The following is a 26,177-nucleotide window of genomic DNA, read 5'->3' as shown; positions in this document are numbered from 1 at the left end:
CTTCCTTTCGTTTCTCTCCAAACCACACAATAAAGCAAAGAGACAGTCCCGATGTCGAAAATCACAGCCTTCTTCACCGAACTGATGCGGCGCTACCTGCCCGATCCGTTCGTCTTCGCGATCATGCTCACGCTGCTGACGATGGCGCTGGCCTTCGGGGTCGAAAACCGCCCGATCAACGACGTGGTGCAGGACTGGGGTAAGGGCTTTTGGAGCCTGCTGGCCTTCACCACGCAGATGGCGGTGATCCTGGTGATGGGCTACGTGCTGGCGGCCGCGCCCATCGTGGACCGGTTCCTGGACCGCATCGCCTCGCGGGTGCAGACGCCGCGCCAGGCCATCATCGTGGCCACCATCGTCGGCTGCGTGGGCAGCTACCTCAACTGGGGCTTCGGCCTCGTGATCGGCGGCATCATGGCGCGCAAGCTCGCGCTCAAGGTGAAGGGCGTGCACTACCCGCTGATCATCGCGGCGGCGTACACGGGCTTCACCATGTACAGCCTGGGATTTTCGGCGACCATTCCCGTGCTGATCTCGACCAAGGGCCACGCCTTCGAGGGCACCATGGGGCTGATCCCGCTCACGCAGACGATCTTCTCCGCGCCCATCCTGCTGACCAGCCTGGCCGTGCTGATCGCGCTGCCGCTGCTCAACGCCACCATGCACCCCAAGAAGGGCGAGCCCGTCGTCGAACTGGACCCGGCCACCGTGGCCGATGCCAGGCCCGCCGGCGCAGAAGGCCTGCTGGGCGACCAGAAGACGCTGGCCTGGCGCCTGAACAACAGCCGCGTGCTGAGCCTGCTGATCGGCCTGTGCGGCATGGCGTACGTGGCCATGCATTTCATGAAGGGCGGCAACCTCGACCTGAACATGATCAACTTCTTCATCCTGTTCCTCGGGGTGCTGCTGCTGGGCACGCCGATGAAGTACGTGGAGAAGGTCAACGAGGGCGTGAAGACCATCGGCGGGATCATCCTGCAGTTCCCGTTCTACGCCGGGATCATGGCGATCATGCATGGCTCGGGCCTGGTGGAGTCGATCGCGCACATGTTCGTGAGCGTGTCCACCGCCGACACGCTGCCGCTGTGGGGCCTGGTCAGCTCGTTCGTCATCAACTTCTTCGCGCCTTCGGGCGGTGGCCACTGGGTGCTGCAGGGCCCCTTCATGATCAACGCGGCCACCACGCTCGGCGCCTCGCAGGCGCAGACGGCCATGTCGGTGATGCTGGGCAACGGCTGGAACGATCTGGTGCAGCCGTTCTGGATCCTGCCGGCGCTGGCGCTGTCCAAGCTGAAGCTGAAAGACATCATGGGCTACACGGTGGTGTCCATGCTGCTGGTGGGCGCCATCTACGCCGTGACCATGCTGGTCTGGCCGCACCTCTGATCGCCGTGCTGTGGGCATCTTCCCTTCTTTTTTCCATTCCGTTTTCAAGGAGCAACCCATGCTGTTCATGGCTGAAATGACCGTGCAGATCCCGTCCACGCTGGCCCCGGAAGTGGCCGACGAGATCAAGCGCAAGGAAAAGGAATATTCGCAGCAGCTGCAGCGCAGCGGCAAGTGGCGCCACCTGTGGCGCGTCGTGGGCGAATACGCCAACGTGAGCATCTTCGACGTGGCCAGCAACGACGAGCTGCACGCCATCCTGAGCGGCCTGCCGCTGTTTCCGTACATGCAGATCAAGGTGACGCCGCTGGCCAACCACCCGTCGTCTGTCGTGCAGGAATAGACAGGCACGCTGCCGTTCCACCGCCGCAGGCGCACGACCGAGGAAACAAGACATGACCCCGTTCCGTTCGACCCCCCTTTCCGCCGCCCCTTTCCGCCGCCCCGTCCCGATCGGGTTCGCGCCGCGCGCTGCTGGCCGCCGCCGCTGGGGCCGCAGTGCCTGCCAGCGCCTTCGCGCAGGCGTTCCCGAACAAGCCCATCACCATCATCGTGCCGTTCGCGGCCGGGGGCACCACCGACATCCTGGCGCGCGTGATCGGCCAGGGCCTGTCCGCCGAACTGGGCCAGTCGGTGGTGGTGGACAACCGCGCCGGCGCAGGCGGCAACATCGGCGGGCAGATGGCCGCACGCGCGCCGGCCGACGGCTACACGCTCTTCATGGGCACGGCGGGCACGCACGCCATCAACGCCGCGCTGTACAAGAAGATGCCGTTCGATCCGGTGAAGGACTTCGCGCCGCTCACGCGCGTGGCCAACGTGCCCAATCTGCTGGTGGCCAACCCCAACCAGCCCTACAAGACGGTGCAGGAGCTGATCGCCTATGCCAAGGCCAATCCGGGCAAGGTGAACTTCGGTTCGTCCGGCAGCGGCAGCTCCATCCACCTGTCGGGCGAGCTGTGCAAGAGCCTGGCCAAGGTGGACATGCGGCACGTGCCCTACAAGGGCAGCGCCCCGGCCGTGACCGACCTGCTGGGCAACCAGATCGGCATCATGTTCGACAACATGCCCTCGGCCATCCAGCACGTGCGTTCCGGCAAGCTGCGCCCCATCGCCGTGACCACGGCCAAACGCTCGCCCGAGCTGCCCGATGTGCCGACCATCGCCGAGGCCGGGGTGCCCGGCTACGAGGCCACGTCGTGGTTCGGCATGTTCGCGCCGGCGGGCACGCCCGCGCCCATCGTGGCGCAGCTGAACAAGGCGCTGGTCAAGGTGCTGTCGCAGGCCGAAACGAAGAAGAAGCTGGCCGACCAGGGCGCCGAGCCGGTGAGCGAGACACCCGAGCAGTTCGCTGCCTTCATCCAGGCCGAAAGCGCCAAGTGGGGCAAGGTGGTGAAGGAATCCGGCGCCAGCGTGGATTGATCTGGCGTCCTCTCGGTTGCTATTGTTTTTATAGCTATATGCCTTAGTGGATATTGTGGTGGAGGCATATTTGACCAATATGCTTGTGCCGCGCTACTGCCAGGTTCAGCAGAACGCCTGGCGCTGGGATTTCAGCGCGTTGCGGTCGATGCTGGCGTGCAGCAGCTCCATGTCCTGCGCGCCCACGCCCCGCTCGGCGAAATGCTGCGGCCACCGGTCCACGGTGCGGGCCACTGTCTGGATCAGTTCCACAGCCCGGGCGCGCGTGAGGCCGAACTCGCTGAGATCGGTCAGCGCGTTTTCGAGGGTCGATTCCGCGCCGTGCCGGCCCACCCCCATGGCCTGGTAGCCCATGTTCTGCAGCGCAGGCACCACGTCGAACGCGGGTGACAGCTCGTAGTAACCGTCGAAGCCCAGCCGCAGGCAGTGGTTGCGCTCGTGGTCGTCCGTGTTGTCCATGAGGATGTTGAACACCATGCGCTGGAACAGCTCTTCGCGCTGGGCTTTGTGCCGGTCCGGGTGGGCCTGGCGCAGCAGCACCGTGGCCAGCGCACCGTAGCTTTCACCCAGGCCCGCCGCTGCCAGCGCGGTCTTGGCCGAAATGCAGTGCAGCCGCAGATTCAAGGTGCCGGTATCGAGCCGGTCGAAGCGCTGGATGGTCAACGCGTGGCGCGGTTTGCCGTGCGCATGCCGCGATGGCAGCGGCAGCACGCCGGTGGCGGCGACGCGGATGCCGGCCTGGGCTGCCAGCGTCATGGTGGCGTGCTCGATCAGCGGCGTGTCCACGGGGTCGTCCAGTTCGCTGAACTTGATCACGCAGGGGCCGCCATCGGTCTGCAGCAGGGCCTTGGGCCTTGCGCCGCCCAGCGTGACGCCGGGTTGTACCAGGCGCTGGATGTCCGGCGTGATGGGCGCTTGCGTCTGCACGTCTTCCACGGCCCGAACCAGCGACGGCAGGTCGCGCAACTGCGGATACGGCCCGATGCGCCGGGGAATGTAGCGTTCTGCCGAGGTCGAGAGGCCCAGAGCGCCGAACCGGTCGTCGCCCGCGAACAGCAGCATTTCCAGAATCGACAGGCGCGCGGGCCGGTCCACATGGCGGATGATGCGTTCGCCCCAGCGGTCCGGGCGGGCATCGTCGATGGCACCAGGGGCGCTGTCTTTTTGGCCTGCACTGAAGGTTTGCCCGGCAATGAGGGGAAGGTCTTCGCTCAGCGCGAACTCCCACCAATCCGCGGCATAGCTGAAGGTGGCGCAGTTGGGCACCAGGGCCGACAACGCGACGGAGCCCGTCAGCACGGGTGCGGCCGGGTTGACCAGCGTCCAGACGTGCAGAGTGTCTTGCGGAACATAAGAGCGCGGCAGCACTGAGGGCGCGCTCATGAACGGGCCTTCTTGTGCCCGGCGATCAAAGCCAGCAGGCCTGCGGCCGTGCTGTTGGCCGGGCGTTCCGCGGGGCTTGGCGGAACGGCCGGTTCGGAGCTTGCGCCCGCCGCGGTGCCATGGCGCGCGAAGACCGGTTCCGCTTCCCGGACGCTGGGTGCTCCCAGGGCCGGGTCGGCCTGCGGCACCGCCCCTTTCTCTGGAGTCTTGGCGATAGAGGCGATAGAGGCGATAGAGGCGATAGGGGCGATAGGGGCGATAGGGGCGATAGGGGCGATAGGGGCGATAGGGGCGATAGGGGCGCGGGGTGCGCGCGGGCGCGTTCTGGCGACCTCACGTTCCAGCGAGGCAAGGTCGTTCTGCGGCGCAATCAACTCGGCCAGGCCCTGTGCCTGGTTGATGAGCCACATGCACATCACATACGACGCCATCGCCACGGACGGGTCCCCCCGCTCTATGCGGGCCATGGTCGGCTGCGAGACGCCCAGCCGCTGGGCCCATTGCGCCTGCGTTTCCTTGCGGCGCTTGCGGGCGATGACGATGTTTTGCGCCAGTTGCTCGATCTGCTCCAGCACGGCCCGGGGGTAGGCTGCTGGCGGGGTGTTCTGTCTTGGCATTCATAGATGTTATTGAAAATGCCAAAAAATAGAAACCTATGAATTAGGTATTGGTCTGAATTCAAACAGGAATGCGTAAAAAATTCACATAGATAGGAAATAACGAAAATATTAAACATCTATGAATATAAAAAGCCAATTCGACTTTGTTGATGTCGGCAGACCGATGTAGCGCAGCGCAGGCGATCCGAGTGCGCTGGCTGGGCGCCAAAAGTGTCGGCGCCTCGCCCGTTTGGTGGCTATCGGCAGTTCATCACGCCTGCCGCCGGTTTTCAGAAGAAGTACGTCAGGCCCACGCTGAAGCTGCGCGGCAGGGCGGGCGACACCACGTTGGCGTTGATCGCGCCGTCGTAGTAGGCCTTGTCGAACACGTTCTTCACGCCCGCGGTGATGCGGTAGTTGGCGCCGGCATAGCCGATCGACAGGTCCGCCACGGTGTAGGCGGGCAGGGTGAAGGGGTACGAGCCGATCTGCTCGCTCACGTAGCGGGCACCGGCCCCCAGGGTGATCTGCGGCATCTGCGGCAGCTTGTAGGTGGCCCACAAAGCCAGCGTGTGGCGCGGCGTGAGGTTCAGCGGCAGGCCGACGATGGCGGCGTTGTTGTCGCGCGTGACCTTGGTGTCGGTGTCGGTGTCGGTGTCGGTGTAGGTGTCGGTGTAGGTGTAGGTGTAGGTGTAGGTGTAGGTGTAGGTGTAGGTGTAGGTGCCCGTCAGCTTCAGGCTGCGCAGCAGTTCGGCGCCCACTTCCAGCTCCAGCCCGCGCGCGCGTTGTTCGCCGGTCTGCACGCTGAAGCCGGTGTTGGCCGGGTCTGCCGTGGTGACGTTGCGGCGCTTGAGGTCGAAGAGCGCGAGGGCACCGGTCAAGCCCCCGTTCGGCGCCTCGTATTTGAGGCCCGCCTCCCACTGCTTGCCGGTCTCCGGCGCGAAGGGCGAGCCGCCGAAGCTGGTGCCCGACACGGGCAGGAACGATTCGCCGTAGCTGGTGTAGGCTGCCCAGCCGGGCGTGAACTCGTACACCAGCCCGGCCGACAAAGTGGTGGCGGAATCCTTCTGGCGCGTCTGCCGGTTGGCCAGGCGGTCGTCGATCTGGTTGTCGGACCAGTCGCGGCGCAGGCCGACCAGGGCGGTCCACTGCGGGTTGAGCTTGATCTGGTCCTGCGCATAAAGGCCCATCACGCTGAGCTTTTCAGGCGCGTTGCTCGTATAGGCCGCCGGGCAGGAAGTGGCCACGCCGTACACCGGGTTGAACACGTCGAGCGCGCCGATGGTGCAGCGCCGCTGGCCCTGCCAGCTGTGGCTGGTGCGTGCGTCCAGCCCGGTCACCAGGCGGTGCTGCACACCCAGGGCGGCGAACTGCGACAGCAGCGAGGTGTCGGTGGCCAGCATGTCGTCGTCCAGGTACTGGCGCGTGGCCTGGCGGTTCTGCAGGCGCTGGTTGGACTGCAGCGCCAGGTTGGAGACGAAGTTGCCGTTCCCCTTTTCGGATTCGTAGCGCACGTTCTGGCGCAGCGTCAGCTGTGGCGAGATGCGGTGCTCCAGCGCATAGCCGACCGAAGTGCTTTCGATGTCGTAGCCGCCGAAGCCCGGATCGCCCGTGTACAGGGTCGTGCGCACCGGGCCGTTGCGGTTGGGTCGCACCGTGCCGTAGGGCGTCATGCCCTGCTGGCGCAGCCAGTTGCTCTGGCTGTAGGTGGCGAAAAGCACCAGGTCGGTCTGCGGGCCCAGGTCCAGCGACAGCGACAGCGACAGCGAGGGCGAGGGCGCGATCCATCGGTCGCGCCGGTACACGAAGTCGGTCGGGTCGCCACTGTTCGACACCTGGGCGTTGATGCGGAACGCCGCCTTGCCCGATGCGTTCAACGGGCGGTTGATGTCGGCCTGCAACGTGCGCTGGGCGGCGAGTCCATGCGCCTGGCCAGCGCCATCGTCCGCACCGAGGTCAGCCGGGCGTTTGCGGTGGCCGGCCAGGAGCGCCTGGTGCAGGCCGCGCCCCTGGTGCCGGGCCCGGGCAAGCAGTGGCGCCGCAGCGGGAAGATTCACAGCCGCTGGAACCATGACCTGATGGACGGCCAGGTCGTTGACGCGGGTCAGCCGTTCAAGGTGCCCAATCCAGGCGGGTGCTTTGACCTGATGCAGTGCCCCCACGATCCCAAGGCGCCGCCCGAGCAGGTCATCCAGTGCGGGTGCGTGGCGCTGCCGTGGCTCAAGGGCTGGACGGTGATGACGGCGGGTGCCAAGCCCTTTACGGAGCGCGAGCTGCAGCTGGATGGGCGCAAGGCTGCACTCGACCAGGCGGCCAAGAAAGCGGGCCGGCGCAAGGAATGAAAACGCCCCGATCCGGCCGGCCGCGACAGCCGCTTGAACCCGATCCACTGCGGCACCCCCCCGGAAATCTCCCGAACGCCCCCCTGCTGGCCCGGTTAAAGCCCGGTTAAACACCTTGTTGCATCCTGGCCCCGTTTCCGCCTGAGGTTAGCATTCGCCCCCAACAAAAAACACGATCTCAAGGGAGATTGAATGAGTGCAGAACTTGCGGCCACGTTCTTCAACGTCGGCTACGGGCAGACCTTGGCCCAGTCCATGGACAAGAACCAGGTGGACGTCCTGGTGCTGACGCAGATTCAGTACATGAGCATCCTGCAGGACAAGGCCAGAAACAACGCGGCCCTGGAATTCAACCTGCGCAAGATGTTGTCCCAGTCCACGTTCGGGCAGTACTGGCAGAAGACCTTCAGCCCGAATGCCAGCGAGCCATGGGTCGGGCCGGTGGCGCAAGGCGCCAATGATGCGCTGGCCATTACCAAGACGCTGAATGCCATCGGCATGGCCGGGATCGGCAGCTACATCAAGACTACCGCGACCGGAACGTACATCATCATCAAAGGGTACTCGGCCCAGCGCAGCAGTGCTCTGCAGGGGACGCGGTATCTGGCGACCAACCCGAAAATGCTTCAGCTCGGTTTGGGCATGAAGAGCTTGCAGGGGATCGCCAAGGGCGGCTTCATTCTGGGCTTGGTCGTGTCCACAGGCCTGGAGGTAATGGACTTCATGTTCAACGACGAGAAGACCATGTACGACCTGGTGGGCGGTATCGGCGTGGAGGCCGTCAAGGGCGGGTTAGGCGCACTGGTGGCCTACGGAGCGGCTGCGTTTGTAGGCGCTTCGATGACTGCGGTTGCAGTGGTCCCTCTGGGTTTTATGGCGGTGGTTGCTCTTGGCACCGGGATCGGCCTCAACGTACTGGATCGTCGCTACAGCATCAAAGAGAAAGTGATCACAGCCCTCAAAATGCTGCCGGAACAGACGGCTCAGGGCATGTACTACATAGACACAACAGCCCAGTCATGGCAAGACGATCTGCGCAACGCCATCGAGCAAAAGAAGGTGGAGGCAGGGCGTGCCATCGACCGCAGCGTCCGGGACTGGCTTTGCCGAATCTCCTGCGGTAGATACTAGAAATGCCTGCTGGCAGGACCACGATCAAATGAACGACATTCACCAAATCCGCAAGAGTCTGCTGTGGGGCGTGCCGCTGTATTTGGGGTTAATTGCCGGCGCCTACCTGCTGACAGCCCATGAAATCCTGCCCACCATTGAGGCGATCACTTCCCAAGCGCCAGTGGTCCGAATTGCGCCTTCGCTCCAATTGATCCCGTTTATCGGCATCGCTTGCATCCTGGGCATTCTGGTTGCCAGCACCAGGGCCATTCCTTTGAGCGACAAGACCATCAAGCGCTTTGAACGTGCATTCATCGCCGCTGTCGCGGTGTGTGTAGCCGCTATGGTCTTGATACCCGTGACGTCTGTACTCCAACGCGTCTATATGCCCCGCAACGGGTATTCGATATGCACCGAGTTGAAAGACAACCCCACGCTGTGGTTCACCGACTGGGTGCGCGATCCAGCCTGGTGTGTCAAAGGCAAGAGCATGGATTGGGTGAACGAACAGGCGTCAACGCCGCACGTCAAGCCGTAGCCGCCTTGGCGCGCTTGGGTCGTTGGGGCGGCTGCCACCAAGGCGACAACCCGGCCGCCAGCGCGGCGCAGGCCAGTGCCATCTGCAGGGGTGGCTCCCCCACCAGGTGGCGCTTGTAGGTCGCCCAGGAGATGCCCAACTGCTGCGCGCGTGAGATATTGAGATTCCTTAATCCGATCCAGCTGTCTATGTTCGATGTCCAAAAAATCCGCAAAACCCTGGTGTGGGGTGTGCCGCTGTACCTGGGGTTGACGGTGGGATCTGTCTTGATGGTGGTCCACATGATCGTGCCCGCCATTGAGGGAGTCGCACAAAGGGTGCCTGCCGTTCGCATCTCCCCTTCCGCGCAGGTCGCGCCTTTTATCGGTATCTGCTGTGTCCTCGGAATCGTGGTCGCATCAATGCGCGCGGTGCCCTTCAGCGATGCACGGATCAAACCGTTTGAGCGGGCATTCATTGCCTCCATTGTGGCGGGCGGTCTTTCCATGTTGTTGATTCCCGTGACCGCAGCGGTGGTGCGTTTCAACATGCCGAGCCTGGGCTACTCAATATGCAGTGATCTCCAGGGGCATCCCACTCTCTGGTTCACCGATTGGGTGCGCGATCCAGCCTGGTGTGTCAAAGGCAAGAGCCTGGATTGGGTCAACGAGCAGGCGTCAACGCCGCACGTCAAGCCGTAGCCGCCTTGGCGCGCTTGGGTCGTTGGGGCGGCTGCCACCAAGGCGACAACCCGGCCGCCAGCGCGGCGCAGGCCAGTGCCATCTGCAGGGGCGGCGCCCCCACCAGGTGGCGCTTGTATGTCGCCCAGGAGATGCCCAACTGCTGCGCCGCTTCCTGCTGCGTGTAGCCCATGGCGGTCTGCCACGCGCGCAGATCGTCTGCAGTCATTTCTCAGCCAGGGCACCGCCCGGCGCCAGATAGTCGCGTTCGCCCGGCTGGGTGCCGTAGCGGTACGCATTGATCTGCCTGTTGTCGCGCGACATCAGCAAGAGGTGCGCTCCATCGAAGGGCTGACCGTAGAGCGCCCAGAACGCCGCCGCTGCAAAAGAGGGAGTCTGCGTGCGGGTATCGGGAAGCACCTCGCTGCCCCCGGTGCGTTGTTTGATGACATAGACACGGAAATCGATGTGCGGACGGCCGAGCCGGAAAGAGGTGCCGGCATTCGCGGGCTTTCAGCCGGCATTCGGCCTGCGTGCACCCGACGCGCGCGCACCCGCTGGCACGCGCGCAGTCTCGCGGCCGCCCTAGCCGCCTTGTGCCTGAAGCAGCAGTACCAGCGTTGAGAGCGCTGCCAGCAGCGGCCCGCGGTCGGCAGACCTCAGGTGGCTCCCAAGGCTTTCGAGCAGCGCGGCGCTGCGGTCCAGGCCGCTTTGCCGCAGCTGCAGCGCCTGGGATTGCGCGCGCGCGTCCAGCCCACCCGTCTGGTGACGCAGGCCCTGTCGCAGCCACTGGGCCAGCGATTGCAGGGTTTCGTCGAGCAGGGCCTGCAGGGGCGTGGGCGCGTCGGCGCAGGTGCGCAGCGCGAGCGGCTGGGCGGCTGGCGGCTCGATCTGCGGCACCACGGCGCGCTGGTGGGTGAGCAGGGCCAGCGGCTGCATGACCGCCTCGCCGCCGCGCAGCGCCACCGGCCCGGCCACCGCGCGCAGCGGCCCCCATTCGCCGGCCAGCGCGCGGGCCAGCGCGTCCACGGCGCCCGGCGCGGCCGCACGGTGCGGCAGCGCGAGGTGCAGTGCCGGCCCGGCGTCTTCCTGCTGCGGGTCCGCGATGCGCGCATGCAGCACCTGCGCAGCCGCATCCCACTCGCAGCCGTGCACCTGCATGCCGCCTTCCAGCGCCACCACATGCAGCGCGCCCGAAGCCCCGCTGGCAGCACCCGTGGCGGCCTGGCGCGGCTGCACGAAATCGGGAAGCGCGGCGCGCAGGCGATCGCGCAGCGATTGCACGCTGGCCTGGCGCAAGGGCGGGGCCAGTTCGTCCCAGGCAGTGGGCGAGAGCGGCATCACCCCGGTCTGGCGCGCCCCGGCGGTGATGTCGATGAGGCCGTTGGCGCGGCGCGTGGCGGTCTTGGTGATGACCTGCCCCGCCGCGATCTGCCGCAGCGGAAACCCCGCCACGCGCCGCCCGGCGAGGGCCTGCGCGGGGGCGTTGTCGCCTTCGCCGCGTGGCCACTGGCGTTCCAGCACCGTTACGGTCTGCGTGTCCGGATCGGCGAAGAGCACGTTGGCGCCTTCTGCGGCTGCGTCGGACCACAGCGCGGCGCCCAGCGAGACGAGCTTGATGTGGTCCAGCGCGACCTCGCCCTTCACGCCCGCGCCCAGGATCTGGCTGGCATGCAGCGCGGGGCGTGCGGCCCCCGTCCTGTCCGTGGCGGTGGCCTCGGCATGGGCTGCGGCGCGCGGGCGCGCCCACAGCTCGGCCGCTACGGCCAGCAGGCGCGCCGGGTCGTGCCGGCTGCTGCGGGCCTGCAGCGACTGCAGCTGCAGCCACAGCTCTGCGATGCCGTCGTCCACCCAGCGCCAGCCCAGGGCCTGCGCCTGCGCCCGCAAGGCCTCGAAGCGCGCGGCGAGGGCCATCGCGGGTTGGGCCGATCCGTCGAGCCACAGCGACAGCAGCACCGCATCGAGCGCCTCGCGCAGGCGCAGCGCTTCGGGGGACTGCAGGTGCGCGGGTGCCGCTGCCGTGTCGCTGCCGGCACCGGTTCCGGCACCGGCCTGGGCCGTGCCCGCGCGCGGTGGCACTTCCACCATGGCTTCTTCGCTGCCTGCGGGCAGATCGCCTGCGGCTCGGAAAGCCCACAGCGCCACCACGACATGCGCGCAGCCGCTGCCCTGCTGGCAGTCGCAGCGCGCATGCACGAGCGAGCTGCGCGAGAAGAACCGCACGGTGCACATCGGCAACCGGGCCGTGGGCGGTGCGGCGTGGCCCTGCCACGGCTGCACCGCCACCACGGGGCGCGAGGCCGCCAGCCGCGCGGCCTGATCCAGCACCGAGGGTGCCACGCTGGCCGCCACTGCCGCGTCGTCGAAATGCGCGGGGCTCCAGGGGCCTCCCGGGTCCGAGGGCTGCGCCGCGGCCGTGGACGCATCGGCCGCCGGGGTGCTCGCCGTGCCGTTCAGTCGTTGATAGGCCAGCACCAGCATGACGCGGTGGCGGCACATGCCGCTTGCGGCGCAGGTGCAGGCGGCATCGCGCAGCGTGCGGCCTGGCGGCAGGCGCGTGCGTGCGCCGTCGTCGAATTCCGCGCGCACGGTGCCGTCGGGCTCGGTCTCCAGCCGCGGCAGCACCCCGGCGGCCACGTCCTTTTGCGCGCGCTTGACGAAGCCCGCGTTGGCCAGCGCCATCAGCGCCTCGGGGGTGAGTTCGAGCAGGTCGGCCCGCAGCGGCGCGTTCATGCCTGCACCTTCTCGGCCAGCCAGCCCGCGAGCTGGCCCGGGGTCATGGCGCCGACCTGCGCGCCTTCTTTCACGAGGCGCGCGGCCATTTCTCGGTCGTAGGCGGGCTCGGCCTGCGCGTCCAGCGCGGCCAGGCCCAGCACCTTCGCGCCCGCGCCGGTCAGCGCCTTCACGCGGCGCACGAGTTCTCCGGGGTCGCCGCCTTCGTAGAAATCGCTGACCAGCACGACGATGGTGCGGGCCGGGTTGGCGACGAGCGATTGCGCATAGGCCACGGCCCGGGCGATGTCGGTGCCCCCGCCGAGCTGCACTTTCATGAGCAGCTCCACCGGGTCGGAGACATCGGCCGTGAGGTCCACCACCTGCGTGTCGAAGGCCACCAGCCGCGTGCGCATGCCGGGCAGCTGCCAAAGGCATGCGGCCATCACCGCGCTGTGGATGACGGAGTCCACCATCGAGCCGCTCTGGTCGATGAGCAGCACGATGTCCCACGGCTCGGCATGCCGGCGCGAGCGGCTGATGAAGACCGGCCGCTCCACATAGAGCTTGCCCCGGGCAGGGTCCCAGCGCCGCAGATTGGACTGCAGGGTGCGCCGGAAGTCGAAGTTGCGCGCCACTTTCATGCGCGAGCGGCGGCGCCGGTCGCGGCTGCCGCTGAAGGCCTGGCGCACTTCGGTGGCGAGCTTTTCCATGATGCGCCGCACCACCTCGGCCACGAGCCGGCGGGCGGCGGCCAGCACCTGCGGGTTCATGAGGTGCTTGGTGTGCAGCACCGCGCGCAGCAGCGATTCGGACGGCTCGATGCGCTCCAGCACCTCCAGGTTGGTCACCACTTCGTCGATGCCGTAGCGCTCCACCGCATCGCGTTCCAGGCGCTCGATCACTTCCTTGGGAAAGAGCGTGTGGATGGCGTTGATCCAGTCCGGCGTGCTGAGGGCCGAGGGCCCCAGGCCGGCGCTGCGCTCGCCGCGTTCGGTGCGGTCGCTGTCGCGGCCGTACAGCCATTCGAGCGCCGCATCGGCCGCCTGCGCGGCATCGCCGAGCGCGCCGCAAGCGGGTTCCGCCGGTTCGCCGAGCAAAAGGCGCCAGCGCTGCAGTGGGTCGGGAATGGTCAGCCGTGTCATGAAAGGGCTCCGGTGCCGGTGGCAATGCCCCACGCGGCCAGCCGCGCCGCCGCCGCGGCTTCGCCGGCGCGCGCGCGGGCCATCGCTTCGGGGGGCAGTGCGCCCTGGGGCGCGGCCGTGAGGGTGCGGCGCGGCAGGTGCTGCGCGCCGTGCAGCGACAGCACCTGCCCGGCCAGTTGGCCCCGCTCGCGCGGCGGCAGCCAGGCGAAGGCGGCCCGCAGCGCCGGCAGGGCCTGCACGAAGTCTTCGTCGTCCAGCGCCCGGATGCGGCGGTCCATGCCGGCTGCGAAGGCGGGTTCGGTGGCGAGCGCCTCGCGCGCCAGCGCCAGCAGGCCGGCGAGGGCGTCGCCCAGCGTGGCGGCGGTCATGGCGGCGAGCAGGTCCATGGCTTGCTCCACGCCGGCCTCGGGGGTGGCGGCATCGCCGCCCTGCGCGCCACCGCCCAGGCGGCCCGACAGCGCCAGCACCGCGCCGAGCGCCGCGCCGCGGCTGACCGGCGCCGCCTGCGGGTCAGCCGCCTTGCGCTGCCATACCGCTAGGGCGCGCGCGGGTTCCAGCGCGAGCGGATCGGGCGCACCGTCTTCCAGGTCGGCCAGCGTGTCGGCGACGATGCGCTGCAGCGCGCGGTGGCCGCGCAGATGGTCTTCGGTGTCGGCGGTGGCCACCGCGGCGGGGGCTTCGAGCAGCCAGAGCGCGCGGTCGAAGCCGGCCTCCACCGCGACGCGCAGCACGGGCGCACCGGCCATGCCGAGCATCTGGCCATGGCGCAGCAGCGTGTGCAGCAGGCCCAGCGCGGGGGCCAGCGCCTCGAACCGCGCCTCTTGCGCGATGGCGTCGCCGATGTCCCGCAGCAGTCCGCCGCTCAGCGCCGCGAGGCCCGCCCAGGCCGCGCGGTTCAGGCCCTCGGCCAGCGGCTCGATGCGCCCGCGTGCCTGGCGCAGGCGGTCTTCCAGGCGCGCCCGCGCGGCGTCTTCCAGCGTGGCGCCCCAGGCGCCCGCCTCAATGAGCGCCGCCTGCTGCTCCAGCGGTTCGCTGAGGCTCCAGCCCTCCGCGCGTTCGCCCGACAGCGCCAGCGCCGGGCCGCGCGTACGCACCACGCCCGGCAGTTGCAGCAGGGCGAGCCGGTGCAGCACGCGGCTGCGGGCGCGGTCGCCTTCCTGCAGCAGGTCGAGCGTGACGGTGCCGCGCAGCGGCAGGCCCTGCGCGGCCAGCTCGGCACGCACGGACGCGACCAGCGGTGGCTGCGGCGTGCCCGGTGCGAGGCGGCCCGCCGTGTCGCCGGCCAGCACGTCCATCGCCTGCACCAGCACCGGGTCGGTGCCGGCGCGCAGCGGGCCGCGGTAGGTCCAGGGCAGGGGGGCGTCGAGCGCCTCTTTCACCAGGGCGCCCGCCAATGCGTCCAGCCAGTCCGAGCGCAGCGGCTGCCGGTGCCCGCGCAGCCGCGCCAGCCCCAGTGCGCGCGCATGCACGGCCATCAGGTCGGCGGTGGAAGCGCTCAGCTGGCGCTCGCGCAGGCGCTGCATCACGCCGCGCAGCGCCTCGCGGGCCGCGCCCTCGGCCCCGTGTTCCCAGAGCCATTGGTAGTACTGCGGCGATGGCATGCCCGAGGCATAGCCTGCGAAGGCATCGAGCCGCCGGAAGGTGTAGGGCACGATGTAAGAGCCAAATCGTGCCGATGCCCTAGTGGTAATTGGGTGGTTTGCTATATTTTTTATAGTGCCTTCAGGGCCTTCCTCGGGCCGCGGCGTTTCCGGCTCGCTGGCTGGCATGTTGCGCCAGAGCCGCGAGAGCGCGGGGGCGTGGTAGCCGCCGCACACCACCAGCACCGGGCCCTGGTCCTGCGCCATGGCCCAGGCGATCCAGCGCGCCATCATCTGTTCGCGCGCCTGGTTGCCCAGCGAGCCCGTTTCCCCCTCGCCGCGCAGGTGGCCGAAGTACGTGGACAGGCGCAGCGCAAGCTCTTCGCCTTCCAACCCGGCCTGCGCATCCACCGGCCCCGCGTCTTCGAAGAGGTGGTCCCAGAGCGCGTCGCGGCCCTGCACCGAAAGATTCTCCGCCAGCGCGCGCTCATACGCCTCGGCCCGCGCCTGGTGCTCGGCATCGGCCGCATCGGCGTAGCGGTTTTCGAGATGGGCGAACGCGTCGTGCCAAGCGGGCAGGTCGATGAAGCGCACCTGCGCGCCGGCCTCCCGCCCGGCCTGCAGCGCCTGCCATTCGGGCGAGTGCTCGGCGAAGGGCGTCCACGATCCGCGGTGCGTATCGCCGCGTCCCAGGTAGCTGTAGATCGCGACCGGCAGGCGGTGCGGCAGGTAGAGCTCGTCCAGCCGGGCGTTGAAATCCGCGGGCCCCTCGATCAGCACGAACGCCGGCCGCAGCGCCCGGATGCGCGCCGCCACCAGCCGCGCACAGGCGGGGCTGTGGTGGCGCACGCCCAGGATGACGGGGTCGGCGTGCGGCGCCATGCCGGCCTTCACGGCAGCCGGTGGCGCGCTTCGTAGTACGCGCGCCAGTGCCCGCCCGTGCGCTTGGCGGCCTTTTGCTCGAAATAGCGGCGCAGCTTGGCGCGGTCGTCGGCGTTGTCCTTGACGATGGTGCCGGCGATGCAGTCCACGAGGTCGGCGGGCGAGCCCTCACGCTGCTCCAGGAACCAGGCGCGCACGCCCACCGCGTGGGCCACGTTCACGGCCTCGGCGGTGGACATCACGGCGCTGAGCCGGTCCATGGCCGCATCGGGCGGGGCCCCGCGCTGGCCGTCGGCCGGTGCGCCGCGCAGGTCGCGGAAGGTGGATACGAGCAGCTCCAGCACCGGCGCCGGCACGGCGTGCGGGATGCCGCTCTGCGCGAGCAATCGCGCGCTGGCGTCCTGCACGAGCGACAGCTCGCGGTCGAAGTCGAGGATCGGGAAGACGGTCTCGAAGTCGAAGCGGCGCTTGAGCGCGGCGCTCATCTCGTTCACGCCGCGGTCGCGCGTGTTCGCCGTGGCGATGATGTTGAAGCCCTCGCGGGCGTAGAGCATGGCGTGTTCGCCTGCCAGCTCGGGCACCGCCATCACGCGGTCCGAGAGCATGCCGAGCAGGCAGTCCTGCACCTCCAGCGGCGCGCGCGTGATCTCCTCGAACCGCACGATGCGCCCCTGCTGCATGCCCTGGTAGAGCGGCGCGGGCACGAGGGCGCGGGGGCTGGGGCCTTCGTTGATGAGCAGGGCGTAGTTCCAGCCGTACTTGATCTGGTCCTCGGTGGTCGAGGCGCCGCCCTGGATGGTCAGCGTGGACACGCCCGAAACGGCTGTGGCGAGCAGCTCCGACAGCAGCGACTTGGCCGTGCCGGGCTCGCCCACGAGCATCAGCCCGCGGCCCGTGGCCAGTGTCACCAGCATGCGCTCGATGCTTGCCACCGGCGCGACGATCTTGGGGGCGATGCCCAGCGCCGCATCGCCCAGGATGAAGGCCCGCGCGGCGCGCAGGCCCAGCGACCAGCCGGGCGGGCGCGGGTCGGCGTCCTGGGCGCGCAGGCGCTCCAGCTCTGCGGCATGGAGGATTTCGGAGGGCGGCCGCTGCAGCGGGACACCCGCGGTTGCGGCTTCGCCGGGAGGTGTTGTCTTGCGGGAGAGGGCCATGGGTGCGATCGGTCAGGGATGGGAATGCAGGGGGCAGCGATGCGTTGGCCGGTCAGGCGCGCAGTCCCTCCATGTCGCGGATCAGCTCGCTGGCGGAGATGGCGTCCAGGCGGCCGATGGGCTCGGCATTCTGCAACTCGCCCCAGGCCGATGGCTTGCCCACCTGCACGTCGCCCAGTTCCTGCTCGGGGTATTCATCCACCATGCCCACGATGATGCCGGGGTCCAGGTGCAGCTCGATCACGTGGGCGGCCCCGAGCGGCTTGGTGAAGTACCAGATGCCGCCGCCATCCTGCGCCTGCCCGCGGCGCCAGCCCTTGTTGACCAGGCCCAGCACGCGGCCCGTGGGCACCTTGGCCTTGGTCCAGCGCGATAGCTTGATGTCCGCCTTCTCCGCCTCGGTCAGCGTGTAGGTGTCGCGGCCGATCTGCGCGAATGGTTGCAGCAGCTCGTAGTCCGCGAAGATCTGGCCGAAGGCCGCGGCGTCTTCGGGCGACAGTTCCAGCGCATGCGGCACGCCGATGCGCACCTGGGCGCCCTCCGGGATGTCGAACGGATCGTCCTCGGCCGTGGTGGTGCTGCCGTCCTCCGCCACGCGAAAGCAGGCTGCAAGCCGGCCGCCGTAGCTGCCGCCATCCGGTACCTCGTACACGCCCCAGACCAGGCGCTGAACGATGTGGCGCACCAGCGGGTGGCCGGCCAGGAAGGTGCGGAACACCTGCGGCGTCCAGCGCCTGCGAGCGCACATGGCCACCTCCAGGCGCAGCAACTGCTGGCTGGCGATGGTGCGCGCATCCTTCTTGAGCAGCTTGAAGCGCTCCACCGCCTCCGACGAGAGCGCGGGGTCGTCGGTCTTCTTCGGCTTGGGCAGGTCCGGCAGGCGCGCGCCATCGCCGCCGTCCGCCGAGACCTCGCGCACATAGGGTTTCAGCGTCTCGTCGAAACCCACCTTGAAGGCCCGTGGGCCGAAGTCGAGCCGCAGCGTGCCCTGCGCATCCAGGCCCAGGTCGGGCGCGAGGCGGTCTTCCAGTTCCTCGGGGCTCAGGCCCCGCGCCTCGGCGATGGCGGCGATCTTCTCGCGCGCCTTGTCCTGCAGGCCCTTGAACTTGATCTTCTGCGCGATGCCGTTGAGCAGCATCAGCGCGACGTCGGTGCCGATCTGCGCGAGCACGTCCAGCCCCGTGACGGCGCGCGCATGGGCCGATTCGCCGGGCCAGGCGCGGATGAAGGGCGTGAGCCGGCGGGCGGTGTCGTCGGTGCCCAGCAGGCCCAGCGCGGTCAGCGCCCAGCCGTCCTTCGACGGGCCGCCCGCTTCGAGCCAGGCGCCGAACGCATCCCATGCGAAGTCGGCCAGCGAATCGGGCGTGCAGGCCTCGCGCACCAACGCGATGCCGGCATATACCTCTTCGCTCGTGGGGAAGGTCAGCATCTGGCCGAGCGCGTCGAGCGCTTCGTCGGGCAGCGCCTTGCCGCGGCCCGGGCCGTCCTGCAGCACCGGGCGCCGCCAGCCGCGCGGCTGCCAGAACTCGGGCAACTTGGCGCGCTTGGTCGGGAAGCGGTCCAGCGGGCTTTCGTCGAGCACGGTGCGCAGCGCCTGCAGGACCGCATCGTCACCGTAGCGGCCGGCCACCTCCAGCAGCATCGCCCCGTGGCCCTGCGCCTGCAGCAGCCGCAGGGCAGCGCCTGCGCAGTCGCGCGCCTCGCCGGCCTTGCCCAGGGCCGGCGCGATGAGCGCGCAGGCTGCGTGTTCGGGGTACTTCAGCAGCCAGGCGCGGCCGGTGTCGCGCGCGGTCTTGAGCTTGGCGAACGCGCGCGCGGCCGTGGGCGCGATCTCCACCGCACCGTAGTGCATCGCCCAGGCCAGGTTCTCGGCCGGTTTCGCGCGCACCATGGCGGCGAGCGCCGGCAGCGCGGGCAGGCCCAGCTTGGCGATGGCATGGCCCACGCCGTAGCCTTCGGCCTCGCCCGCCACGGCATTCCAGAACGGTACGGCCAGTGCCGGAGGCAGCGTGGCCACGGCCACGCAGTCGAAGGAATACCAGTAGTAGCGCTCGCGCTTGCGCTCGGCCAGCATGGCGCGCCACGCCGCGATCAGCGCATCCGCGTCTCCCGCCCGGATGGCGCGAGCGGCCTCTTCGCCCATCGTGGCGAGCTGTTTTTTCTTGTTCGCATCGAAGCCCAGCAGATCCACCATCTCCAGCACGTCCTGCGCCGCTTTGGCGAAGCGGTGGACCTGCCACGAGTTGAGACGCAGCGCCTCTTCGCGTTCGCCGGCCGCCCATTCCTCGACCGGGGCGAGCGGCAGCGGCTCCAGCGACAGCACCGCCGCGGCCTTGCGCGCGGTCTTGGCGAGCCAGGGCGGATCGGCAAGCACGGTCGGCAATTCTTCCCGTGCGGCCACCTCGGCGGGGCCGGTGAGCAGGGCCAGCTGCCGGTCCACGGCGGCCTGCGCGGCGGCATCCAGCCAGGGGCGCAGCATCGGTACGCTCTGCCCGTGCGCGCGCAGCAGGCGCGAGAGCATGGGCGTGAGCAGGCCGGCGTCCTTGCCGTCCGCGGCCACCAGCCGCGAGAGGGCCGCGATCGCCGCGAGCGGCCAGCGGTCCGCCGCCAGGGACAGACGAGCCAGTGCGCCCTTGGAGCTGCTGGCGGCCTTGGCCAGCGCATGCAAGGCCTCGGGCGTGCCGAGCGCGGCCAGCGCTTCGCCGGCAGCCTCCTCGGCGGCCCCACGTTCCAGCACCGCCACCGCGCCGGTGCCGCGTTCGCGCACGGCCGTCGCCACCATGCGCGTGTTGCCCCAAAAGCCTTCCGAATAGCCCAGCCGCGTCTTCGCGGCCAGCGCAAGCGCGGCGGGGTCGGTGGCCGTGAGCAGCAGCCAGTGCAGGGTGTCGGGCACTTCCTTATCGGCGGCGAGCCGGTGCGCGAGCGCGTCGGACACCGCAGGCCGGTCGGGCAGCAGCAGCGCCATCGCAGGCTGCCGGCTCGGATGCAGCGAGGGCAGGGCGGCTTCGATGCGGTCGGCACACGCTTCCCACTCGGCGTGCGGTGCGGCCGCGAGATGGCGGCGGAAGGCTTCCTCGCCCTGGCCCAGCGGCCCGCGCCATCCGTTGCTCATCGCGCGGGTGACGGTGGTGGACAGGTGCGCGCGGCGCTTCTTGGCAGTCGAGTCGTAATCGTTGGTCGTCTCCAGGCGCTGGGATGCCATCAGGATATCGACGGCCCCCGGCAGCCCGTACTGCGCCACGAGGTAGTTCACGATGGCGGCAGCCGGTTCGTTCTCGCCGTAGTAGCCCGAACTGGCCAGGGCCAGCGCGAGGAGTGCCGTGTCGGCCTCCGCATCGGCTTCGGCCGTGGGCCGGCTGAGGCGGTCGATGGTGCGCTGCAGCGGATCGCGCAGGGCCGCATCGGTGCTGGTCAGGTCGATGTGGAAGTCGCAGCTGCTGCGCACTTGCTGCCACGCCTGGGGCAGTGCAGCGGTTTTCACTGCCTGGGGGAAACGGCGCGAGGCGTAGGCCTCGCGCTCCATCTGGGGCGACAGGCGCACGGGGTCGCCCTGGGCCAGCCAGGGCGGCACCGCGCCGGTCTCGCCGTCACCGGCCGGGGCATCGGTGGGCGCTGCGGATGCTGCTGACGGCGCGGCCGCCACAGCCACAGCCGCCGCCGCTTCGGCGAGCAGGGCCTGGGCACGGGCCGGCGCTCGCTTGCCGACCTGCGCGGTCGAGCCCCAGCCCGTCAGCAGGCCTTCGGATTTCAGGCGCTCGAACGCCATCGATGCGCCCTGGTCGCTCACGCCGTGCTGGCGCTTGAGCACCGCGGCCGAGAACACGTCTTCCACCTTCACCGTGCCCTCGGCCAATTGCTTGCAAAAGGCCGCAAAAGCACGGTCGCACTGCGCGTCCAGGCTTTCTGGCGGTGCGGATGCCGGTGCAAAGCCGCTGGCAGCGGCGGCGGGCGCGGCACCGTCCGCCGCTGCCTGCCTGGAGGCGGCTTTTGGCGCGGCCGCCTTGGCAGGTGCTGGCGAGGCGCCGATGGCGGCACCCGGCGCCACGCCGACTTCGCTGTAGCCCTTGCCCGTTTTCTCGGTGACCAGCTTGGTCAGCGCCGCTGCAGCCTTCGCGGCGTCGGCGAACGATTTGGTCTGGCTCTGGCCGGCCGTGCCGATGCGGCCCCACCGGATGTTCAGGTCCGAGCCGGAGGGCTCGATCTCCCAGAATTTGCTGGAGTTTCCTTCGATCAGTTCGAAACGTCGCATGGGGTCGAGTGTCCTTTCGCAAACGGGTCTTTGGGGAATGGGCTGGCGGCTGCGGCATGGGCCTCGGCGCCGGTCGAAAAAAGGTCAGGCGCTGCCCGGTGGCAGGCCGGCGCGCTGCGTGGGCGGGGCATGGCCTTCGGCGTCTGCGGGGGTGTCCGCATCCGCTGCGGCGGATGCGGCTTCCTGCCGCTCCTTGGCCATCTGCTCCACCAGTTGCTGGCGGCCCTGCCGCCCTACGGCGATGAACTTCTCTTGGTCCTTGTGGTGCGGATACATGCGGTTGGCCAGGTCGATGTTGTGTTCGCGGAACCGGTCCGCCACGCGCAGAGCCTCTTGCGCCGGCAGGCCCATGAGTTCCAGCACCGTGCGGGCGGTCTTCAGGCTGGACTCGAACACCTCGCGCTCGACATGCTCCACGCCCAGATCGCGCAGCGCGTTCCAGTGGCTCACGTTGCGGGCCCGGGCCACGATTTTCAGCTGCGGAAAGTGAGCGCGCGCCAACGTGGCGATCCTAATGGACTGGCTCGCGTCGTCCACCGCGATGACCAGGATGCGGGCCTGCGCGGCCCCTGCGATGCGCAGCAGCTCCAGCCGCGTGGCGTCGCCGTAGAACACGCGATAGCCGAACGTGTGGGCCACCTCCAGCATCTCCACGCTGTGGTCCAGCACGGTGGTGGGCACGGCCTGCAGCAGCATGGTGCGCGCCACGATCTGCCCGTAGCGCCCGAAGCCCGCGATGATGACCGGCGCCTCCTGCGGCTCCGAGATCTTGGCCGCCGCTGGCACATCGGTCTTGAGCCGTGCATAGCGGCGCAGCAGCACGCGGTCCAGCAACACCAGCAGCAGCGGCGACAGCAGCATCGACAGCGCCACGGCGCCGATCAGCAGCGATGCGGTTTCGGCCGGCAGCGCACCCGCGGTCGATGCCGCCTGAAACACGACGAAGGCGAATTCGCCGCCCTGCGCCAGCAGCAGCGTCATCACGGGCCGCTCCTGGTACGGTGTGCCGGTCACCCGCGCCAGTGCATAGATCACCACGCCCTTGATGACCAGAAAACCGAGCAGCACCAGGGCCATCATCCCTGGCGAGCGCATCAAGACGCCGAAGTCGATGGACATGCCCACGGCCATGAAAAAGAGCCCGAGCAGCAGGCCCTTGAAGGGTTCGATGTCGGCCTCCAGCTCGCGCCTGTACTCGCTGTCGGCCAGCAGCACGCCCGCCAGGAAGGCGCCCAGCGCCATCGACAGGCCCACCAGCACCATCAGGTAGGCGATGCCCACCACCAGCAACAGCGACGCGGCGGTGAAGATCTCGGGCGTTTTGCTGCGCGCGATCCAGCGCAGCAGCGGCCGCAGCAACAGCCGCCCGCCCAGCACGATGCCCCCCACCACGCCGACGATCTTGGCCGCTTCCAGCAAAAGGTCGAAGGAGGAGTGGGACGCTGCCTGGCTGCTGGCGGCAGCGCCCAGCAGCGGCATCAGCGCCAGGATCGGAATGGCCGCCACGTCCTGGAACAGCAGGATCGAAAACGACTTCTGCCCGCTGTCGGTGTGCATCAGGTTGCGCTCGCTCAGCGACTGCAGCGCAATGGCCGTGGAAGACAGCGCCAGCCCCAGCGCGCCCACCAGCCCCACGCGCCACGGCAGACCGCAGGCCCAGGCCGCCAGCGACAGCAGCGCCGCGCAACCGAGCACCTGCGCGCTGCCCAGCCCGAAGATCGGCCGCCGCAGCGCCCACAGGCGGCTCGGCTGCAGTTCCAGCCCCACCAGGAACAGCATCAGCACCACGCCGAACTCGGCGAAATGCAGGATGTCCTGCACGCTGCTCACCAGGCCCAGCCCCCACGGCCCGATGGCGATGCCCGCTGCCAGGTAGCCGATGATCGCCCCCAGCCCCAGCGCCCGCGCGATCGGCACGGCGAGCACGGCTGCCCCGAGATAGAGAAAACCGTAGGTAAGCCAGGTGGGTGCGTGGGCCATTGGGGATCGAAAAAGGAATGAAAAACGTCGGGGCGGCGGCGAGGGCAGCCAGGCGGCCAGTCCATGACCGGGGCCTGTCGCCAAGCCATCCGTCCATTCTGGCATCGGTAAGATCGGCGGCCTCCCGTTCCTTGCATCTTCTTTCTTTTCGGTGGACCCATGGATCTGCACACCTGGCTGGCTTTTCTGGCGGCGGCTTGCCTCATCGCGATTTCGCCGGGTTCCGGCGCGGTGCTGTCGATGAGCCATGGCCTCTCTTACGGCGTGCGAAAGACCGGGGCCACCATCCTGGGCCTGCAACTGGGGCTGCTGCTGATACTGGTGATCGCCGGGGCGGGCGTGGGCTCGCTGCTGCTGGCCTCCGAGACGGCTTTCAGCGCGGTCAAGATCCTCGGCGCCTGCTATCTCATCTATGTCGGCGTGGTCCAGTGGCGCTCGGGCGAGGCCTCGCCGCTTCAAAGCGGCGAAACGGCGCCTGCCGGCTCCTGGCAAAAGCGCTGCCTCACCGGGTTTCTGACCAACGCCACCAACCCCAAGGGCATCATCTTCATGGTGGCCGTGCTGCCGCAGTTCATGACCGACGCGCGCCCGCTGTGGACGCAGCTGCTCGCCATGGCCGCCACCATGGTGGTGGTGGACATGGCGGTGATGCACGGCTACGCCGCTGGTGCCAGCGCCATGCGCCGCCTGCTGCGCAGCGCCCGTGCCATGCGGGCACAGAACCGCGTGTTCGGCGGGCTGCTGGTGGCCGTGGGCACGGGGCTTTTCTTCGTGAAGCGCGGCGCTCAGCACGGCTGAACGACAGGGCCAAGCCAAACACTGGGTTGAATGCTTGCTATTAAAAATATAGCTATATGCCCTAGTGAAATATGCGCTGGAAGGGTTTTTGATGCCCATGGTTCATTCCGGCCGCGGGTGGCGCTACCATCGCCACCGCCATCCCAACTTATGACACCGAGGAGCCGTGCATGCCAGTGATCGCAGTGGCCAATCCCAAGGGCGGCGTGGGCAAATCCACGCTCTCCACCAACATCGCAGGCTACTTCGCCAGCCAGGGCCACGCCGTGGTGCTGGGCGATGCCGACCCGCAGCAATCGTCCCGGCTGTGGCGGGGCCTGCGGTCCCCGGCCGTGCGCCCCATCGGCGACTGGCCCTTGCAGCCCGATGCCATCGGCCGCCCGCCCAAGGAGGCCAGCCATGCGGTGCTCGACACCCCGGCTGGCCTGCATGGCACGGCGCTCAAGGAAGTTCTCAAGCTGGCCGACAAGGTGATCGTGCCGCTGCAGGCGAGCGTGTTCGACATCTTCGCCATCCGCGGCTTTCTGGACGAGCTGGCCGAGAGCCGCCATGCCGCCAACACGCAGATCGGCATCGTCGGAATGCGCGTCGATGCCCGCACCATCGCCGCCGACAAGCTGAGCGAATTCGTCGAAAGCCTGGGCCTGCCGGTGCTGGGCCAGTTGCGCGACACGCAGAACTACATCCATCTGGCAGCGCAGGGCCTCTCGGTCTTCGACGTGTCGGCCAGCCGGGTCGCGCGCGACCTGGAGCAATGGCAGGGCATCTGCCGCTGGCTCGACCAGTAGCCGGTCGCCAGCGGTTCTCTGCACCATGCCGCTGTCGCGTGCCCGACAACGCGCGCGGCCTGCCCGGGCCTAAAGTGCGCGCATGAAAACCTTTCAGACGTATTCCGAAGTGGCGGCCTGCGTGGGCAGCGAGGTGGCGGTGACCGACTGGATCACCATCACCCAGGCGCAGATCGACCTGTTCGCCGAGGCCACGGGCGACCACCAGTGGATTCATGTCGATCCCGAACGGGCCGCGCAGGGGCCGTTCGGCGCGCCGATCGCGCACGGGTTTCTCACGCTGTCGCTCATCCCCCGGTTCTTCGAGTCGGCCTTTTCCATCGCCGGGGCCCGCATGGGGGTCAACTACGGACTCAACCGGGTGCGTTTCACGTCCCCCGTCCCGGTGGGCAGCCGCCTGCGGGCGCGGCTCACGCTGCAGGCCTGCGAGCCGGCGGCGCCGGACGGCATCCAGATGACCTGGCTGGTCGCCATCGAGCGCGAGGGGGCGGACAAACCAGCGTGCGTGGCCGAGTCGCTGACCCGCAACTACGGCGCTGCGCCGTAAGCCACCGCTCACTTGCGGGGTCAATGCCGGGTTCCTGATTTCCATGGAAAAAGGCCCGCAGGCGATATGCCTGCGGGCCTTTTTCTGGGGCATGGCGCGGTCGAGCCGGCCAGGCGGGGGAGCGATCAGTGGTCGCCGAAGCTGCGCTTGGACTTGGCAGCTGCCACGGTTTCGGCCTGCACTTCCTTGCGGGTCAGCACCGTTTCATTGCTGGAGATGGCCAGAGGCGCAGGAACGTCGTACCAGTCGCCAGCGCGGGGCAGGGTGCCGTTCTGGCGTGCTGCGACCAGGTCGGCCACCACGGCTTCGCGGGTCAGGCCGCTGGTGGCGGTGGGGGCAGCGGGGTAGTTGGAGCCGTCGCCTTCCACGCCGGAGGCGGCGTTGGCAGCGAAGGCGCTCAGGGCGATGGCGGCAGCGGTGGCGAAAGTGCGGTAGTCGTTCATGATGGTGTCCTTCATTGGTTGGTGTTTCCGGGCAAGGCTGGTCTTGTTGGGGGCCGGTCTTGTCCTGCCTCGGTGGGTCTGCCTTCAGGGCTTCCTCATCGATGGGTTGAACTGTACGCAGGGTTAACCCTTTGAAAAACAGCACTCTGGGCAATGAATAATTAACGAAATCGAAATAATCGCGGCCCTTGAAATGCCGTCATTCCTGAAATGGATAGATTGCTGACGATGCGCGTGTTCCAGTCCGTGGTGGACGAGGGCGGCTTTGCGGCAGCCGCGCGCGCCATGGATCTGTCTGCGGCGGCCGTCACGCGGCTGATCGCCGACCTGGAGAGCCACATCGGTGCCCGGCTGCTGCAGCGCACCACCCGCCGGGTGTCGCTCACCGATGCGGGCGAGGCCTATCTGGCGCGGGTGCGCACCATCCTCGCCGACGTGAAGGAGGCCTTTGCGGCCG

The 26,177-nt window shown here is 68.6% G+C and carries 23 protein-coding genes and 1 pseudogene; 11 read left to right on the top strand and 13 right to left on the bottom strand.

Going from position 1 to position 26,177, the window contains the following annotated elements; genetic code table 11:
* Nucleotides 1-51 precede the first annotated feature (51 nt).
* The 3 genes from AVHM3334_RS06390 to AVHM3334_RS06380 all read left to right on the top strand — a co-directional run bounded on the left by AVHM3334_RS06390 (nucleotide 52) and on the right by AVHM3334_RS06380 (nucleotide 2,808).
* Nucleotides 52-1,386 (top strand): short-chain fatty acid transporter, encoded by a 1,335-nt coding sequence (locus AVHM3334_RS06390; protein ID WP_284410648.1) that lies wholly within the window; start codon nucleotides 52-54, stop codon nucleotides 1,384-1,386.
* 58 nt (nucleotides 1,387-1,444) lie between these two features.
* A complete protein-coding gene (gene catC / locus AVHM3334_RS06385; protein ID WP_284410647.1) occupies nucleotides 1,445-1,729 on the top strand; it encodes a muconolactone Delta-isomerase in 285 nt (94 codons plus the stop codon).
* 155 nt (nucleotides 1,730-1,884) lie between these two features.
* On the top strand, nucleotides 1,885-2,808 hold the full coding sequence (locus tag AVHM3334_RS06380) for a Bug family tripartite tricarboxylate transporter substrate binding protein (RefSeq protein ID WP_284410645.1): 924 nt from the start codon (nucleotides 1,885-1,887) through the stop codon (nucleotides 2,806-2,808).
* Nucleotides 2,809-2,913: 105 nt separating this feature from the next.
* Here AVHM3334_RS06380 and AVHM3334_RS06375 read toward each other — a convergent pair whose 3' ends face one another.
* The 3 genes from AVHM3334_RS06375 to AVHM3334_RS06365 form a co-directional block, all read right to left on the bottom strand.
* Nucleotides 2,914-4,191, bottom strand: a complete 1,278-nt coding sequence (locus AVHM3334_RS06375; RefSeq protein ID WP_284410643.1) for a type II toxin-antitoxin system HipA family toxin — start codon at nucleotides 4,189-4,191, stop codon at nucleotides 2,914-2,916.
* Nucleotides 4,188-4,808 carry a helix-turn-helix transcriptional regulator gene (locus tag AVHM3334_RS06370; protein WP_284410641.1) on the bottom strand — a complete coding sequence of 207 codons (621 nt, stop codon included), beginning with the start codon at nucleotides 4,806-4,808 and terminating at the stop codon, nucleotides 4,188-4,190. The genes AVHM3334_RS06375 and AVHM3334_RS06370 overlap by 4 nt, the downstream gene beginning before the upstream one ends.
* A gap of 272 nt (nucleotides 4,809-5,080) precedes the next feature.
* Entirely contained in the window at nucleotides 5,081-6,691 is a 1,611-nt protein-coding gene (locus AVHM3334_RS06365) for a TonB-dependent receptor (RefSeq protein ID WP_502869867.1), read from the bottom strand.
* 21 nt (nucleotides 6,692-6,712) lie between these two features.
* Between AVHM3334_RS06365 and AVHM3334_RS06360 the strand changes: the two genes are divergently transcribed.
* The 3 genes from AVHM3334_RS06360 to AVHM3334_RS06350 all read left to right on the top strand — a co-directional run bounded on the left by AVHM3334_RS06360 (nucleotide 6,713) and on the right by AVHM3334_RS06350 (nucleotide 8,783).
* On the top strand, nucleotides 6,713-7,132 hold the full coding sequence (locus AVHM3334_RS06360; RefSeq protein ID WP_284410726.1) for a putative phage head morphogenesis protein: 420 nt from the start codon (nucleotides 6,713-6,715) through the stop codon (nucleotides 7,130-7,132).
* 192 nt (nucleotides 7,133-7,324) lie between these two features.
* Nucleotides 7,325-8,263 (top strand): hypothetical protein, encoded by a 939-nt coding sequence (locus tag AVHM3334_RS06355; RefSeq protein ID WP_284410639.1) that lies wholly within the window; start codon nucleotides 7,325-7,327, stop codon nucleotides 8,261-8,263.
* A gap of 28 nt (nucleotides 8,264-8,291) precedes the next feature.
* Nucleotides 8,292-8,783 (top strand): hypothetical protein, encoded by a 492-nt coding sequence (locus tag AVHM3334_RS06350; protein ID WP_284410637.1) that lies wholly within the window; start codon nucleotides 8,292-8,294, stop codon nucleotides 8,781-8,783.
* On the opposite strand, the gene AVHM3334_RS06345 is transcribed toward AVHM3334_RS06350, so the two are convergent.
* Nucleotides 8,773-8,922 (bottom strand): hypothetical protein, encoded by a 150-nt coding sequence (locus AVHM3334_RS06345; protein ID WP_284410635.1) that lies wholly within the window; start codon nucleotides 8,920-8,922, stop codon nucleotides 8,773-8,775. The genes AVHM3334_RS06350 and AVHM3334_RS06345 overlap by 11 nt on opposite strands.
* A gap of 49 nt (nucleotides 8,923-8,971) precedes the next feature.
* On the opposite strand from AVHM3334_RS06345, the gene AVHM3334_RS06340 reads away from it, so the two are divergent.
* On the top strand, nucleotides 8,972-9,463 hold the full coding sequence (locus tag AVHM3334_RS06340) for a hypothetical protein (RefSeq protein WP_284410634.1): 492 nt from the start codon (nucleotides 8,972-8,974) through the stop codon (nucleotides 9,461-9,463).
* Here AVHM3334_RS06340 and AVHM3334_RS06335 read toward each other — a convergent pair.
* The 8 genes from AVHM3334_RS06335 to kefC all read right to left on the bottom strand — a co-directional run bounded on the left by AVHM3334_RS06335 (nucleotide 9,453) and on the right by kefC (nucleotide 23,144).
* Nucleotides 9,453-9,671 carry a hypothetical protein gene (locus AVHM3334_RS06335; RefSeq protein ID WP_284410632.1) on the bottom strand — a complete coding sequence of 73 codons (219 nt, stop codon included), beginning with the start codon at nucleotides 9,669-9,671 and terminating at the stop codon, nucleotides 9,453-9,455. The two genes, AVHM3334_RS06340 and AVHM3334_RS06335, sit on opposite strands and share 11 nt — an antisense overlap.
* The gene (locus AVHM3334_RS06330) at nucleotides 9,668-9,862 is read right to left on the bottom strand and encodes a hypothetical protein (protein ID WP_284410630.1); all 195 of its coding nucleotides are present in this window, start codon (nucleotides 9,860-9,862) and stop codon (nucleotides 9,668-9,670) included. Before AVHM3334_RS06330 ends, AVHM3334_RS06335 begins: the two co-directional genes overlap by 4 nt.
* Nucleotides 9,863-10,027: 165 nt before the next feature.
* Entirely contained in the window at nucleotides 10,028-12,175 is a 2,148-nt protein-coding gene (locus tag AVHM3334_RS06325; RefSeq protein WP_284410629.1) for a YehQ family protein, read from the bottom strand.
* Nucleotides 12,172-13,299, bottom strand: a complete 1,128-nt coding sequence (locus AVHM3334_RS06320) for a vWA domain-containing protein (protein ID WP_284410627.1) — start codon at nucleotides 13,297-13,299, stop codon at nucleotides 12,172-12,174. The genes AVHM3334_RS06325 and AVHM3334_RS06320 overlap by 4 nt, the downstream gene beginning before the upstream one ends.
* Nucleotides 13,296-15,761, bottom strand: a complete 2,466-nt coding sequence (locus tag AVHM3334_RS06315) for a DUF5682 family protein (protein ID WP_284410626.1) — start codon at nucleotides 15,759-15,761, stop codon at nucleotides 13,296-13,298. Before AVHM3334_RS06315 ends, AVHM3334_RS06320 begins: the two co-directional genes overlap by 4 nt.
* Nucleotides 15,762-15,769: 8 nt before the next feature.
* Entirely contained in the window at nucleotides 15,770-16,915 is a 1,146-nt protein-coding gene (locus AVHM3334_RS06310) for an ATP-binding protein (RefSeq protein WP_284410624.1), read from the bottom strand.
* 52 nt (nucleotides 16,916-16,967) lie between these two features.
* Nucleotides 16,968-21,164 carry a DUF4132 domain-containing protein gene (locus AVHM3334_RS06305; RefSeq protein ID WP_284410622.1) on the bottom strand — a complete coding sequence of 1,399 codons (4,197 nt, stop codon included), beginning with the start codon at nucleotides 21,162-21,164 and terminating at the stop codon, nucleotides 16,968-16,970.
* Between the two features lie 84 nt (nucleotides 21,165-21,248).
* Nucleotides 21,249-23,144: a glutathione-regulated potassium-efflux system protein KefC gene (kefC, locus tag AVHM3334_RS06300; RefSeq protein WP_284410620.1), complete on the bottom strand. Its 1,896-nt coding sequence runs from the start codon at nucleotides 23,142-23,144 to the stop codon at nucleotides 21,249-21,251.
* Between the two features lie 159 nt (nucleotides 23,145-23,303).
* Here kefC and AVHM3334_RS06295 point away from each other — a divergent pair, with 159 nt between their 5' ends.
* From AVHM3334_RS06295 to AVHM3334_RS06285, 3 genes are all read left to right on the top strand, one after another.
* Nucleotides 23,304-23,942 carry a LysE family transporter gene (locus AVHM3334_RS06295; protein ID WP_284410618.1) on the top strand — a complete coding sequence of 213 codons (639 nt, stop codon included), beginning with the start codon at nucleotides 23,304-23,306 and terminating at the stop codon, nucleotides 23,940-23,942.
* A gap of 170 nt (nucleotides 23,943-24,112) precedes the next feature.
* Complete coding sequence (locus tag AVHM3334_RS06290; RefSeq protein ID WP_284410616.1) at nucleotides 24,113-24,730, top strand: nucleotide-binding protein; 618 nt, start codon at nucleotides 24,113-24,115, stop codon at nucleotides 24,728-24,730.
* 82 nt (nucleotides 24,731-24,812) lie between these two features.
* On the top strand, nucleotides 24,813-25,277 hold the full coding sequence (locus AVHM3334_RS06285; RefSeq protein WP_284410613.1) for a MaoC family dehydratase: 465 nt from the start codon (nucleotides 24,813-24,815) through the stop codon (nucleotides 25,275-25,277).
* 125 nt (nucleotides 25,278-25,402) lie between these two features.
* Here AVHM3334_RS06285 and AVHM3334_RS06280 read toward each other — a convergent pair whose 3' ends face one another.
* Nucleotides 25,403-25,735: a DUF4148 domain-containing protein gene (locus AVHM3334_RS06280; protein WP_284410612.1), complete on the bottom strand. Its 333-nt coding sequence runs from the start codon at nucleotides 25,733-25,735 to the stop codon at nucleotides 25,403-25,405.
* Nucleotides 25,736-25,930: 195 nt separating this feature from the next.
* Between AVHM3334_RS06280 and AVHM3334_RS23870 the strand changes: the two are divergent.
* A pseudogene (locus AVHM3334_RS23870) lies at nucleotides 25,931-26,059 on the top strand (helix-turn-helix domain-containing protein); the annotation flags it as partial.
* Between the last annotated feature and the right edge of the window lie 118 nt (nucleotides 26,060-26,177).

The organism is Acidovorax sp. SUPP3334 (assembly GCF_030159055.1).
Lineage (GTDB): Bacteria > Pseudomonadota > Gammaproteobacteria > Burkholderiales > Burkholderiaceae_C > Paracidovorax.
This window is presented reverse-complemented; position numbering and strand designations above follow the sequence as displayed.

What these genes read in the sequence shown, in the direction of transcription:
- AVHM3334_RS06390 (WP_284410648.1), top strand. Translation starts at nt 52, where the DNA reads ATGTCGAAAATCACAGCCTTCTTCACCGAACTGATGCGGCGCTACCTG.
- catC (WP_284410647.1), top strand. Translation starts at nt 1,445, where the DNA reads ATGCTGTTCATGGCTGAAATGACCGTGCAGATCCCGTCCACGCTGGCC.
- AVHM3334_RS06375 (WP_284410643.1), bottom strand. Translation starts at nt 4,191, where the DNA reads ATGAGCGCGCCCTCAGTGCTGCCGCGCTCTTATGTTCCGCAAGACACT.
- AVHM3334_RS06370 (WP_284410641.1), bottom strand. Translation starts at nt 4,808, where the DNA reads ATGCCAAGACAGAACACCCCGCCAGCAGCCTACCCCCGGGCCGTGCTG.
- AVHM3334_RS06360 (WP_284410726.1), top strand. Translation starts at nt 6,713, where the DNA reads ATGCGCCTGGCCAGCGCCATCGTCCGCACCGAGGTCAGCCGGGCGTTT.
- AVHM3334_RS06355 (WP_284410639.1), top strand. Translation starts at nt 7,325, where the DNA reads ATGAGTGCAGAACTTGCGGCCACGTTCTTCAACGTCGGCTACGGGCAG.
- AVHM3334_RS06350 (WP_284410637.1), top strand. Translation starts at nt 8,292, where the DNA reads ATGAACGACATTCACCAAATCCGCAAGAGTCTGCTGTGGGGCGTGCCG.
- AVHM3334_RS06340 (WP_284410634.1), top strand. Translation starts at nt 8,972, where the DNA reads ATGTTCGATGTCCAAAAAATCCGCAAAACCCTGGTGTGGGGTGTGCCG.
- AVHM3334_RS06335 (WP_284410632.1), bottom strand. Translation starts at nt 9,671, where the DNA reads ATGACTGCAGACGATCTGCGCGCGTGGCAGACCGCCATGGGCTACACG.
- AVHM3334_RS06325 (WP_284410629.1), bottom strand. Translation starts at nt 12,175, where the DNA reads ATGAACGCGCCGCTGCGGGCCGACCTGCTCGAACTCACCCCCGAGGCG.
- AVHM3334_RS06320 (WP_284410627.1), bottom strand. Translation starts at nt 13,299, where the DNA reads ATGACACGGCTGACCATTCCCGACCCACTGCAGCGCTGGCGCCTTTTG.
- AVHM3334_RS06315 (WP_284410626.1), bottom strand. Translation starts at nt 15,761, where the DNA reads ATGGCGCCGCACGCCGACCCCGTCATCCTGGGCGTGCGCCACCACAGC.
- AVHM3334_RS06310 (WP_284410624.1), bottom strand. Translation starts at nt 16,915, where the DNA reads ATGGCCCTCTCCCGCAAGACAACACCTCCCGGCGAAGCCGCAACCGCG.
- AVHM3334_RS06305 (WP_284410622.1), bottom strand. Translation starts at nt 21,164, where the DNA reads ATGCGACGTTTCGAACTGATCGAAGGAAACTCCAGCAAATTCTGGGAG.
- kefC (WP_284410620.1), bottom strand. Translation starts at nt 23,144, where the DNA reads ATGGCCCACGCACCCACCTGGCTTACCTACGGTTTTCTCTATCTCGGG.
- AVHM3334_RS06295 (WP_284410618.1), top strand. Translation starts at nt 23,304, where the DNA reads ATGGATCTGCACACCTGGCTGGCTTTTCTGGCGGCGGCTTGCCTCATC.
- AVHM3334_RS06290 (WP_284410616.1), top strand. Translation starts at nt 24,113, where the DNA reads ATGCCAGTGATCGCAGTGGCCAATCCCAAGGGCGGCGTGGGCAAATCC.
- AVHM3334_RS06285 (WP_284410613.1), top strand. Translation starts at nt 24,813, where the DNA reads ATGAAAACCTTTCAGACGTATTCCGAAGTGGCGGCCTGCGTGGGCAGC.
- AVHM3334_RS06280 (WP_284410612.1), bottom strand. Translation starts at nt 25,735, where the DNA reads ATGAAGGACACCATCATGAACGACTACCGCACTTTCGCCACCGCTGCC.